This window comes from Rothia sp. 18CD1-1 (assembly GCF_055285355.1).
This window is the reverse complement of the sequence record NZ_JBUZLI010000003.1, coordinates 248,589-261,455: the sequence shown is the minus strand read 5'-3', so window position 1 is coordinate 261,455 and position 12,867 is coordinate 248,589. Positions and strand designations below refer to the sequence as shown.

Here is a 12,867-nt window from a genome sequence, read left to right as displayed (position 1 = left end):
TCAAACCCCTAACCGGGCGCAGTCAACAGAATAAAAGACTGACCCTTAAGGGAGAAAACATGTCATCCATTAAGCCGCTTGAAGACCGCGTTGTTGTGCAGATTGTTGAGGCTGAGCAGGCAACCGCCTCGGGCCTCATTATCCCCGATACCGCTAAAGAAAAGCCCCAGGAAGCCACCGTGATCGCCGTGGGCCCCGGCCGCACCGATGATTCGGGCAAGCGCATCCCCGTCGATGTCGCTGAGGGCGACACCGTGATCTTCTCCAAATACGGGGGTACCGAAATAACCTTTGGTGGGCAGGAGTACCTTATTCTCTCGGCCCGGGATGTCCTGGCCGTCGTCTCCTAAGTAAATTTTTGCACCAACTAAGAAGGAGTTGATGAATTCTTGGCAAAACAGCTTGAATTCAACGACGACGCTCGTAAGCACCTTCAGGCAGGTGTCGACAAACTCGCGGACGCTGTTAAAGTAACCCTGGGCCCGCGCGGCCGCAATGTGGTTCTTGACAAGCAGTGGGGTGCGCCGATCATCACCAACGACGGCGTGTCCATCGCCCGCGAAGTTGAGCTTGAAGATCCTTTTGAGAACCTTGGCGCCCAGCTGGCTAAGGAAGTCGCAACCAAAACAAACGATGTTGCCGGCGACGGGACCACCACCGCCACGGTGTTGGCCCAGGCGCTGGTTGCCGAGGGTTTGCGCAACGTGGCTTCCGGTGCGGCACCGGGGGAGGTCAAGCGCGGTATTGAGACCGCCGTCCGCGCGGTATCGGCCAGACTGCTGGAGAACGCCCGCGCGGTTGCCGGCGGCGAGGTAGCTCACGTGGCGGCGATTTCGGCCCAGTCTCCCGAGATGGGCGAGCTACTGGCCGAGGCCTTTGACAAGGTCGGCCAAGACGGCGTAATTACCATTGAGGATGGCTCCACCACGGAGATCGAGTTGGAGATCACCGAGGGTATGCAGTTCGACAAGGGCTACCTTTCCCCCTCGTTTGTAACCGATAGCGAGAGGGCGGAGGCGGTGCTTGCTGACAGCGCAATCCTGCTCTACCAGGGCAAGATCTCGACCGTGGCCGAGATTATGCCGCTGCTTGAGAAGGTTGTGCAGGCCAAGAAGCCGCTGACCATTATCGCCGAAGATGTTGACGGTGAGGCCCTCTCCACGCTCGTTGTCAACAAGTTGCGCGGCAACCTGGACGTCGTTGCGCTGAAGGCGCCCGGTTTTGGTGACCGTCGTAAGGCGATTATGCAGGATCTGGCTATTTTGACCGCCGGCACCGTGATTACCGGTGAGCTGGGGATCAGCCTTGACAGCGTGACCCTTGACCAGCTGGGTAGTGCCCGGCGCGTGACCGTGACCAAGAATAACACCACCATTGTTGACGGTGGCGGTTCGGCGGCAGATGTCGCTGAGCGGGTCAGCAGGTTGCGGGCTGAGATTGAGCAGGTTGATTCTGAATGGGATCGTGAGAAGCTCAAGGAGCGTCTCGCCAAGCTGGCCGGCGGGGTCGGCGTAATCAGGGTGGGTGCGGCCACCGAGGTTGAGGCCAAGGAACGCAAGCACCGTCTTGAGGACGCGGTGTCTTCGACCCGCGCCGCCCTGGAGGAGGGCATTGTTGCCGGTGGCGGTACCGCCCTGGTGCATGCTCTGGCAGCCCTGGATAGCGTGGAGCTTGAGGGCGGGGACGCCCAGACCGGTGTTGAGATCGTACGCCGTGCCCTGGTGCAGCCGCTTCGCTGGATTGCCGAGAACGCGGGTCAGGACGGCTATGTGGTGGTTGGCCGCGTGGCACAGCTACCCGCGGGGTCGGGCTTCAATGCCAAGACCGCCCAGTACGGCGATCTTATCGCCGACGGGGTGATCGACCCGGTCAAGGTAACCCGGTCTGCGCTGGAAAACGCAGCCTCAATTGCGGCCCTGGTGCTGACCACCGAGACCCTGGTGGTCGACAAACCCGAGGAGACCGAGGATGAAGACTAGAGGGATCTGAGACCCTCTACCCATCGGTAACGGACCGCCCGCCCCGGCAGACGCTGGAGGCGGGCGGTTTGTGTCGGCACTGTTGGGGAACCGGCGCAGAAATTTGTGGGCTAAACTGTGTTGTGCTTGCTCACAGAGGTGCAGAAACCCCGTGATAGGTGGAGGGGTTCCCAGGTTTATCGGGTAACGTTCTGCACTTGGTGCCTGTGTATCTGCTGGTGACAGTGCACCGCGTGCGTAGAGAAAACACACAGGATAGTTTATGCATCAGACTACTCACCGGAAGCCCAGGCTTCTCGATCATTCTTTTGTGGAGACCCGAGGGTTCAGGCCCGAGATCCAGGGTCTTCGCGCCCTGGCCCTGTTTTTGGTGGTCACCTACCATATTTGGTTTGGCAGGGTCTCCGGCGGCGTCGATGTTTTCCTGTTCATTTCGGCTTTTCTACTGTCGCTCTCAAGTATGCGCAAAATCAACGAGGGTAAGCCGCTTGCCCCGGTGACGTACTGGTTGCACGTTTTTCAGCGTCTGCTGCCGGCCGCGGCCACGGTGACCGCGGGGACCGTGGTGGCCTCCCTCGTCTTTTTGCCGCCGTCGCGGCTGTTGAGTATTATTCAGGACGGTATCGCCACCCTCTTCTACTATCTCAACTGGCGGCTTGCCTTTAACTCGGTTGACTACTATGCCCAGGATGCCGCGGGAAAAACTCCGCTGCAGCATTTTTGGTCGCTGTCCATGCAGGGGCAGATTTTTATTCTCTGGCCGCTGCTGTTTGTGCTGGTCGCCTACCTTGCCCGCCGGCTCCGGCTGAACCTTCTGGCCTCGGCGGCCCTCATTTTTGGAAGTATCTTTGTGGCGTCACTGACTTTTTCGGTGATTGAGACCTACACCAACCAGGGTTTTGCCTACTTTGATACGCGTACCCGGCTGTGGGAGTTTGCCGCCGGTACACTGCTGGCCCTCCTCACCCTCAAGTGGAAGGTCCCCGACCGTGCGCGGGTGGCCATGGGCTGGCTGGGCGTGGTCGGGTTGATCTCGTGCGGTTTTGTGCTGCCGGTGGAGAGAGCTTTCCCGGGGTACCTTGCCCTGTGGCCGCTGGTCTCCGGGGCCCTGGTGATTCTAGCGGGCCAAACAGGTTCCCGCTACGGTGTTGACCGTGTCCTGTCGTCAAAGCCCCTGCTGGCGCTGGGCGAGATCTCCTATGCCCTCTACCTGGTGCACTGGCCGGTGTTCGTGATCTACTCGGCGAGAAGCCGGCAGGAACACCCGGATTTTCTGACCGGTACCGGGCTGATTCTTGTCTCCATGGTGCTGGCCTGGGCCATTCACCGCTTTATCGAGCAGCCCCTGCGCAGGGTGAAACCGGCGGCTGAGAAAGTAACCGCTACCCCCTGGGATAAGACGCGGGTAAAGCCCAGGCTCGTGTGGAAGCCGGCAGTGGTGATTGCCTCCTGCCTGATCCTGGTGGGTGTACCGCTTATGGTGAGTAAGAACCGGGTGCAGCACCGCGATGAGCAACTGGCTATTTTAGCTGAAACCGGTGCGGGGACCCCCGATTTCCCCGGCGCCTACTCGCTCACCGGCGGTGGAGAACGCTACTCCTACCCGCCGATCCCCGCCAGCGACCCCTACTCGCAGTTCGACGGTTTGATGCCGGGGAGCTGCACCGCTCTTCCGGTGGCTGATCAGATGTACGCCGACAGCTGCGGGCTAGAAATGAACGCGGGCCCGGACTCTCCGCTGTTGATGGTGGTCGGCGGGTCGCACGCGGGCCAGTCGGTTGCCTGGTATCGGGGTCTTGCACGGGAACGGGGCATGAACCTGATGGACCTTCACACCGGTGGCTGCCGTTTTCCGCTGGAGGCTGAGTCTAACCCCACGGAGACCTGCCAGGATTATAACCGGGGTATCGTCGAAGAGGTGCTCGCCCAGAATCCCACCTACCTGGCTCTCATGGTGACCCAGACAGACCCGGAGACCAACCAAGAGATTCTTGTGCCCGGCGTTGAGGAGAAGATCAGTGTCTTTACCGAGGCCGGTATCCGGGTGATCGGTCTGCGGGACAACCCCCGCTGGGGCTATAACATCTATGACTGCGCCCAGCTTGCTGTCGGTGACCCCGACTCCTGCGGTCGGCCCGTTGACGAGAAACTTGCCGCCGATAACCCGGCCGGGCCGCTGATCGATTCCCACCCCATGGTCTACGGCCTTGACTTTACCGGCCAGCTCTGCCCGGACGGCCGGTGCCTGCCGATTATCGGTAACATCTACGTGTATATGGACGATAACCACGTGTCGAAAGCCTACGGGGCAACCCTGCTGGAGTCTGCCGCCGCCCAGCTCGATGATCAGGGGTGGGACGTCTGGGAGGAGCCGTTGGAAGTTCTACCGGTAGAGCCCGAAGTAGGAGAGGGTGAGCCAGCCCCCGCCGACGGCGGTAGCGGGGATGGTGCCCAGGAGTTTTACGAGGAACCCGCGGAGCTATGAGTGTAGCAGCGGTGCGGGATCGTGAGATCGTAGCCTCCTCCGGGGAATCTACCGCTGGGCGGCGGAGGTTCCGCCCGGAGATTCAGGGCTTGCGTGCGCTGGCGGTGCTTCTGGTGGCCGCCTACCATTTCTGGTTTGGCAGGGTTTCCGGCGGTGTCGATGTTTTTCTACTGATTTCTGCTTTTCTGATGTCCGGCTCTTTTGCCCGGAAGATAGAGTCGGGTGCTTTCGCCGGCCCCACCACCGTGGTGACCTACTGGATCCACGTGTTTACCAGGATCCTTCCGCTGGCGTCCCTGACCGTGGTGGGTGTCCTGCTGGGTATATTTTTTGTTCTTCCCCAGGAACGCTGGCTGACCCTGATCGATGAGGCCAAGTCTGTGATGCTCTACCGGGAGAACTGGTGGTCTATCATGCACGCGGTTGACTACTACGCCCAAGACAGCTCGGTCGCCTCGCCACTGAGGCATTTCTGGTCGCTGTCCGTGCAGGGGCAGATCTATATCATCTGGCCGCTGCTGTTTCTGCTGGGCTGGGTACTGGTAAAGTCGCTGCGGCTGCCGGCCCGGCCCACGCTGATAGTGCTCTTTGGTGCGGTCTTTACGGTGTCTTTGCGGTATTCGGTTCAGGTGACCGAGGCGAGCCAGCAGACAGCCTATTTCAACACCTGGGCGCGCCTGTGGGAGTTTGCCGCCGGCACTATTGCGGCGCTGGTGGTATCGAAGCTGAAGCTGCCCGCACCGATACGGGCGGTGATGGGGTGGACGGGGATAGCCCTGATCGTCTCGTGCGGGTTTGTGCTCGATGTTGAGGGCAAATTCCCCGGCTACCATGCGCTGTGGCCCGTGCTGGCCGCTACCATGGTGATCCTCGCCGGTGATACCGGGACCAGGTACGGGCCAGAAAAACTCTTGACGTTGAAGCCCCTGCTGGCGCTGGGGGAGATTTCCTATGCCCTCTACCTGGTGCACTGGCCGATTCTGGTTTTCTATCTGCACTGGGTTCAGCAGGAGAAGGCAGGGTTTGGTGCGGGGCTGGTACTGCTGGCCCTGTCGATTCTGCTGGCCAAGATGATTACCGTCTATGTTGAGACACCCCTGCGCGGCTGGAGATGGCCCCAGCAGAATCCGCTACCGGCCCTGGGCGTGGTGATGAGCTGTATGGTGATCGGGCTGGTGCCGCTGGGAGCCTGGAAGAAGGATATCAACCACACGGTGGAGCAGGCCATGCTCAACCGCGGGCTTAACAACGAGGGCGCTAAAACCCTGGAATACGGGTTTGTCTACCGGGGCAGTGAGGAGGCCACCACTATCCCGGTGCGGGCCACCGGCGACGACTGGGCGGACCGGGGCCCCTCATGCGTGAGCACCAACCCCGGCTGGGATCTTGACGAGTCGCAGAGAGCCAACTGTTTTCACACGGTTGCCAACGACTCTCCCAGCAGACGAGTGGTGGCGGTGGGCAACAGCCATATGCAGATGTGGGCTCCCGTTCTGCGGCAGCTGGCCTACCAGCAGGGCTGGGATCTGGTGATGATGACCGTGGGGGGATGCTTCTACGGTAGCGAGGACGTGAGGGAAGACGAGTTCTACGACCGGTGTGTGCGGGCAGCCGACTCCATGCAGGATTTAGTGCAGACGCTGGATCCGGATCTGGTGTTTGTGACCGGGAGTCTCTCTGCCGAAGACTCCCCGGATAGTCTGCTGGCCGGTATCCAGGACAGGGTGGGGCAGCTGACCGCTGAGGGCCGAACCGTGATAGGTATCCGTGATACCCCGCGGATGGCGGTGATGCACAAGGACTGTCTGGACCGCGGTGGGAATGACGACAGCTGCGTTATGGCCCCGGGGCAGGATGTTTTTGCTGACCCGCAGCAGCAGATGGAGGGTTCCTATCCCGGTTTTGGGGCGGTGAATATGTCCGATGTGGTGTGCCCGGATAATGCCTGCCCGGTGGCTATCGGCAACGTGTATGTTTATCAGGACTACGATCACATTACGGCGACCTATGTTGAGACCACCTATGATTTTTTTGCGCCCCGGGTACTTGAGGCAATAGGTAGGGCAGAGGACTCAGTTACCCGCCAATCTCTGGCGGCGGATGAGACCCGGCCGGTGGCCGGCTAGCTGGGGAGGGAATACCGGTGTCAGCTGAGGTGTTTTGAGGGTATACGCAAGATATAGATAACGGCTCCGGGTACGCGTGCGGCCCTGTCTCGGGTTTAGTATTGATACTGAAAATACTTGCCCGCGTGCGGCCCCGCCTCGGCTATGCTCCACCCCATCGAAAGGTCTCTTTGGATAATGACTACTCCCACCGCTCTCTTGGATGACCCTTTTGGCTTTACCGGCCTCACCTACGACGATGTGCTCCTGCTGCCCGGGAACACCGATGTGAATCCGGCCGATGCCGATACCTCGACCCGTCTTTCACGCCGGATCAGGCTCAACACCCCCATTATTTCGGCGGCTATGGACACCGTGACGGAATCCGAGCTAGCGATTGCGATGGCGCGACTGGGCGGGATGGGTGTGCTTCACCGCAACCTTTCGATCGAGGATCAGGCCAGCCACGTTGACAGGGTCAAGCGGTCGGAGTCAGGCATGATCACTAACCCGGCGACTATCGGGCCCGAGGCCACTATTGAAGAGATGGACCGGGTGTGCGGGCACTTTAGGGTATCCGGGCTCCCGGTGGTCGATGAGGACGGCGTGTTGATCGGTATGATTACCAACCGTGATATTCGCTACCTGCCCGAGGTAGATTATTCCCGCCGGACGGTGCGCGAGATTATGACCCCCCTGCCGCTGATCACCGGCCGGGAGGGCATGGACAAGGACGATGCCTTTAGGCTGCTAGCCGATAACAAAATTGAGAAGCTGCCGCTGGTGGACCGGCAGGGTAAGCTGACCGGCCTGATCACCGTCAAAGACTTTATCAAAACCGAGCAGTACCCCGCCGCCACCAAAGACGACGAGGGGCGGCTGCGCGTGGGGGCGGCCGTAGGCTTTTTTGGCGACGGCTACGAACGGGCCATGACCCTGGTGGAGGCCGGTGTTGACGCGCTCTTCATTGACACCGCCAACGGGCACTCGCAGGGTGTGCTCGATATGATTGCCCGCCTCAAGAAGGACCCCGCCGCGGACGCGGTTGATGTCATTGGCGGACAGGCCGCAACACGTCGGGGGGCGCAGGCCATTATCGATGCCGGTGCTGACGGCGTGAAGGTGGGCGTTGGCCCCGGTTCTATTTGCACCACCCGCATCATTGCTGGTGTCGGTGTACCTCAGATTACCGCGGTCAACGAGTCAGCTAAGGCCGCTATCCCGGCGGGGGTCCCGGTGATTGCCGACGGCGGTATGCAGCACTCGGGTGAGATTGGCAAGGCGCTGGTGGCCGGTGCCGATACGGTCATGCTGGGGTCCATGCTGGCGGGTACGGCAGAATCTCCCGGTGACCTCATTTTTGTGGACGGTAAACAGTTTAAAACCTACCGGGGGATGGGCTCGCTGGGCGCTATGGTCTCCCGCGGCCGCCACAAGTCCTACTCCAAAGACCGCTACTTCCAGGCCGACGTCAAAGGTGAAGACAAGCTCATTCCCGAGGGTATCGAGGGTCAGGTTCCCTACCGCGGTCCGCTGGGTTCGGTTCTGCACCAGCTGGAGGGTGGGCTACGCCAGACCATGTTCTACGTGGGGGCGTCCACCGTCGACGAGCTGAAAAACAAGGGGAGGTTTGTGCGTATCACCCCGGCAGGTCTCAAAGAATCCCACCCCCACGATATTATGATGACCGTTGAGGCACCGAACTACCGCCGCTAAAAAGCCCCCGCGTCACCGCACAGCAGGGCGGAGCCCGTGAAAGGAAAACCGTGTCCGATATTGAAATTGGCCTGTCAAAGAAGGCCCGCCGTACCTACTCGCTCGACGACGTGGCCCTGGTGCCCTCGCGCCGAACCCGTGATCGTGCGGATGTCGATACCAGCTGGCAGATCGATGCTTTCACCTTTGAGACCCCGATCATTGCCGCCCCCATGGACTCGGTCATGAGCCCCGCTACAGCTATTGCCCTGGGCCGGCTGGGGGGGCTGGGCGTGCTTAACCTTGAGGGGCTGTGGACACGCTACGAAGACCCCCAGCCCTACCTGGACGAAATCACCTCCCTCACCCTTGATGACCCGGTAGCGGCAACCCGTCGGATGCAGGAAATATATTCCCAACCGATCCGGGCCGAGCTGATTCGGGCCAGACTCGGTGAGATCCGTGACTCGGGTGTGATCACCGCGGGCTCCCTCACCCCGCAGAACACCCGGCAGTTCTATGAGACGGTGGTGGGTGCCGGTGTCGATCTCTTCGTGATCCGTGGGACCACTGTCTCTGCCGAGCATGTCTCGTCGCGGCAGGAGCCGCTGGATTTGAAAAAGTTTATCTACGAGCTTGACGTGCCGGTGATCGTGGGCGGTGTCGCCGGCTATACGCCGGCCCTGCATCTGATGCGTACCGGGGCCGCCGGTGTACTGGTGGGTTTTGGCGGGGGCTCTTCCACCACCAACCGGCGCGGACTGGGGATACGGGCGGCGATGGCGACAGCTCTTGCCGACGTGGCACAGGCGCGCTCGCGTTATCTGGATGAGTCCGGGGGGCGTTATGTGCAGGTGATTGCTGACGGTGAGCTGGGGCGCTCGGGTGACCTGGTGAAGGCTCTGGCGCTGGGTGCCGATGCTCTGATGGTGGGTGCCCCGCTGGCGCGGGCCAGTGAGGCTCCGGGGCGGGGTCTCTATTGGGGGAATGAGGCTCATTCGGAGAATTTTCCCCGCGGTATCCGCACCGATCTTGGCACGGTAGGTTCCCTGCAGGAGGTGCTCTACGGGCCCTCCCACCATGTTGATGGCACCTCAAATATTGTGGGTGCTATCCGCCGATCGATGGCCACCTGCGGGTTCACCGATCTCAAATCTTTTCAGCGTAGCGAGCTTGTGCTCTCGGATTTTCGCCGGTAGCTGGCCGGGTGTGCCCGGCCGCCGGAATTTGTGGTCGTGGAGGTCGCCGCGTATGTGTGAGGTGGGGGAGAAACCGTGTTGAAGCTAGCGTTCACGCCCCGGTGGGTTGCGTTTCTTCTGGTGGTTCTTGCCCTGGTGAGCGGGTTTGTGGCGCTGAGCCGCTGGCAGCTGAACGCCTCCGTGCTGGGCCAGGTGCGGGCCGATCCGGCTAAGGAGGTGGTGCAGCCGCTGCGGGGTCTGGTCTCTGTGCACGAGCCGCTGACCACCGAGGAAGCAGACAGCATGGTGCGGGTGACCGGCCGCTATATACCCGGCTCCTCCTACCTGGTGGCGGATAAGCTCAAGGACGGCCGTGACGGTTTCTGGGTGGTGAGTCGGTTTGTTCCCGATGGGGCCGACGAGGTGACGGTTGACGCCCGGAGTCAGCCGGTGGCGGTGGCGGTGGCGCGGGCCTGGACGAATGAGACCGTCCTGCCGCCGGAGCCGGAGGGGCAGGTGACCGTGGTGGGGCGGCTGGTTGCTAATGATGCCCCCTACTATTCCAAGGACCTTGCCGCAGGTGACGGTGCCGGCAGCCGCGTGATCGGTTCTGCTGCCGCAGCCCAGCTGACCAACCTGTGGGATGCACCCCTGTACGCGGCTATTGTGGCCGCAGACGCCGAGGTGGCCGGAGATAGGGTAGAGCTGACCGCTGAGGGAAGGCTACCCGAGGGGGCCGAGATCATGGGGCAGAGTTCCAGCCTGCTCCCGGTGCGGGCGGAACAGGTGACCGACGAACAGGTGAACTGGCTCAATATCTTCTATGCTCTGGAGTGGCTGGTGTTTGCTGCCTTTGCCCTCTACCTGTGGTGGCGTATGCTGCGGGATTCCTACGAGAAAGAGGATGATCCGGCCCAGTATTTTGAGTACGAGGGGGAGTACTGGTTGGATCCCGAAACCGGTCGCTACTACTATTGGGATCCTCAGGACCGCCGCTACTATTTTTTTGACGATATCGGTACCGGTACAGCTGCCGGGACAAGAAAGTGAGGGTATATGTCGAGCAGTGACCCGACGAAGGGTAAACACGGGGGGACAGAGCCGGCCGGTGGGCAGCCTCGGGTGCGTCCGGTGGAGCGTACCGACGGTAAAAAGGTGACCCTGGCCGAGCACGGCCGTAGCGGTGGCAGCGGTGGTTTTACCGTGCGGAAAAAATTTGGTGGCACCGAGTCGCAGATTCGCGGTGCGCTGACCTTCTACAAATACTGTGCCTGGATCTCGGGTACTTTTTTGTTGCTTCTGGTGATCGAGATGGTGACCCGCTATATTTTTGGGTACGATCTGATGGCCGGGGCAACCGACGCGCACACCGGCGAGACGGTGGCCCTGGGCTGGCTCAACCGGGAGACCGGGAACCTGACCGGTGGGGTGAATATCTCCACCTGGATTCTGATTGTGCACGGCTGGTTCTACGTGGTGTATCTGCTCTCGTGTTTTAGGCTCTGGCTGCTTATGCGCTGGGCGCTACCCCAGATGGTGGTGATGGCGCTGGGTGGAGTGGTGCCCTTCCTCTCTTTCGTGGTGGAGAAGAAGATCCACGCCGAGACCCTGAGCCTACTGGAAGCCAACCCGCAGGCAACCAAACGCTACTAGCGGTGGCCCGGGCGGGTGTGCCCGCATCGTCGCCGGTCTCAAAGTGTTTTAGAATGGGTGGCAGATATTTTCTTCACCTGCCGGTGGGGAAACCCGATCGAGACAAAGGTGACAGGTGACCACTTTCACAGAATCGACCGAGTCCGGCCAGGGGCCGGTGCTGGTGGTTGACTACGGTGCACAGTACGCGCAGCTCATTGCTCGCCGCGTGCGCGATGCCGGAGTTTATTCCGAGATTGTTCCGCATACTATGTCCGCCGAGCGGATTCTGGCTAAAAACCCCGCGGCGATTGTGCTCTCGGGAGGACCCTCGTCGGTGTATGCCGAGGGCGCCCCTCAGGGAGATATTGACCTGTTTGAGGCCGGTGTGCCGGTTTTTGGGATCTGTTACGGTTTTCAGGTGATGGCCCAGACGCTGGGTGGCCGGGTGGCGCAGACCGGCCGCCGCGAATACGGGGCGACCACGGCCACCGTCGGTGCCGACAATTTGTCTTTTCTCACCGGTAGCCCCAGGAGCCAAAAGGTGTGGATGTCCCACGGTGATTCGGTGTCGGCTGCCCCGGCAGGTTTTGAGGTGTTGGCCTCCACGCCCGGTGCCGATGTTGCCGCCATGGTCGATGAGGGGCGTAGGTTGGGCGGGGTGCAGTGGCACCCCGAAGTTAAACACAGCGACTATGGGCAGCTGGCTCTGGAGAATTTTCTGTTCAATATCGCCGGATTGGAGAAGAACTGGTCAACCGGCAATATTATTGAGGAGCAGGTGGCTAAGATCCGTCAGCAAGTGGGGGGTGACCGCGTGGTGTGCGCCCTTTCCGGCGGCGTGGATTCGTCGGTGGCCGCGGCCCTGGTACACCGCGCGGTGGGTGACCAGCTGACCTGCTTCTTTATCGACCACGGCCTGCTACGTCAGGGCGAGCGGGAGCAGGTGGAGCAGGACTACGCTTCGACCATGGGGATCCGCGTGGTCACCATCGACGAGTCGGAGCGTTTTCTTTCTGCTCTGGCCGGGGTCAGCGACCCCGAAACCAAGCGCAAGGCTATCGGCCGCGAGTTTATTCGCTCCTTTGAGGTGGCTCAGCGGCGGCTGGTGGAGGAGGCCAACGAGTCGGGTGACGATATTCGCTTCCTGGTGCAGGGGACCCTCTACCCCGACGTGGTGGAGTCCGGTGGTGGAGAGGGGACAGCCAATATTAAGTCCCACCACAATGTGGGCGGCCTACCCGAGGATATGACTTTTGAGCTGGTGGAGCCCCTGCGCACCCTCTTTAAAGATGAGGTGCGCGCCATCGGCCGGGAACTCGGTGTCCCCGAAAAGATTGTGGCCCGCCAGCCCTTCCCCGGCCCCGGTCTGGGTATTCGGGTGATCGGCGAGGTGACCCGGCAGCGCCTTGACGTGCTGAGGAAAGCGGACGCTATCGCCCGTGCGGAGCTGACCGCGGCCGGACTTGACGACTCGATTTGGCAGTGCCCCGTGGTGCTTCTTGCCGATGTGCGCTCGGTGGGGGTGCAGGGCGATGGCCGCACCTACGGGCATCCGGTGGTGCTGCGCCCGGTCTCCTCTGAGGACGCCATGACCGCTGACTGGTCCAGGGTCCCCTATGATGTGCTCTCAACAATATCCAACCGGATAACCAACGAGGTACCCGAGATCAACCGGGTGGTGCTTGACGTTACCTCCAAACCACCGGGAACGATCGAGTGGGAGTAAACCTCAGCTGTACGGGGCCGCCCGCTGCATCGAACAATGCAGCGGGCGGCCCCGGTTTTTAGAG

At 61.3% G+C, this 12,867-nt stretch carries 9 protein-coding genes; all 9 read left to right on the top strand.

From position 1 onward, the window contains the following. The first annotated feature begins 59 nt into the window (after positions 1–59). The 9 genes from groES (at position 60) to guaA (ending at position 12,803) form a co-directional block, all read left to right on the top strand. Entirely contained in the window at positions 60–350 is a 291-nt protein-coding gene (groES, locus tag ACS1BR_RS03270) for a co-chaperone GroES (RefSeq protein ID WP_463560049.1), read from the top strand. Positions 351–389: 39 nt separating this feature from the next. Further along, positions 390–1,979, top strand: coding sequence for a chaperonin GroEL (gene groL, locus ACS1BR_RS03265; protein WP_463560048.1), 1,590 nt, complete (start codon positions 390–392; stop codon positions 1,977–1,979). Positions 1,980–2,241: 262 nt separating this feature from the next. Continuing rightward, a complete protein-coding gene (locus tag ACS1BR_RS03260) occupies positions 2,242–4,464 on the top strand; it encodes an acyltransferase family protein (protein WP_463560047.1) in 2,223 nt (740 codons plus the stop codon). Then, positions 4,461–6,590 (top strand): acyltransferase family protein, encoded by a 2,130-nt coding sequence (locus ACS1BR_RS03255; protein WP_463560046.1) that lies wholly within the window; start codon positions 4,461–4,463, stop codon positions 6,588–6,590. Before ACS1BR_RS03260 ends, ACS1BR_RS03255 begins: the two co-directional genes overlap by 4 nt. Before the next feature lie 177 nt (positions 6,591–6,767). Continuing rightward, positions 6,768–8,285, top strand: a complete 1,518-nt coding sequence (gene guaB / locus ACS1BR_RS03250; protein WP_463560045.1) for an IMP dehydrogenase — start codon at positions 6,768–6,770, stop codon at positions 8,283–8,285. A 50-nt stretch (positions 8,286–8,335) separates the two neighbouring features. Then, positions 8,336–9,463, top strand: coding sequence for a GuaB3 family IMP dehydrogenase-related protein (locus ACS1BR_RS03245; RefSeq protein WP_463560044.1), 1,128 nt, complete (start codon positions 8,336–8,338; stop codon positions 9,461–9,463). Between the two features lie 75 nt (positions 9,464–9,538). Then, complete coding sequence (locus ACS1BR_RS03240) at positions 9,539–10,492, top strand: SURF1 family protein (protein WP_463560043.1); 954 nt, start codon at positions 9,539–9,541, stop codon at positions 10,490–10,492. A gap of 6 nt (positions 10,493–10,498) precedes the next feature. Further along, on the top strand, positions 10,499–11,095 hold the full coding sequence (locus ACS1BR_RS03235) for a DUF3817 domain-containing protein (RefSeq protein ID WP_463560042.1): 597 nt from the start codon (positions 10,499–10,501) through the stop codon (positions 11,093–11,095). Between the two features lie 115 nt (positions 11,096–11,210). Continuing rightward, positions 11,211–12,803, top strand: a complete 1,593-nt coding sequence (gene guaA / locus ACS1BR_RS03230) for a glutamine-hydrolyzing GMP synthase (RefSeq protein ID WP_463560041.1) — start codon at positions 11,211–11,213, stop codon at positions 12,801–12,803. Positions 12,804–12,867 lie beyond the last annotated feature (64 nt).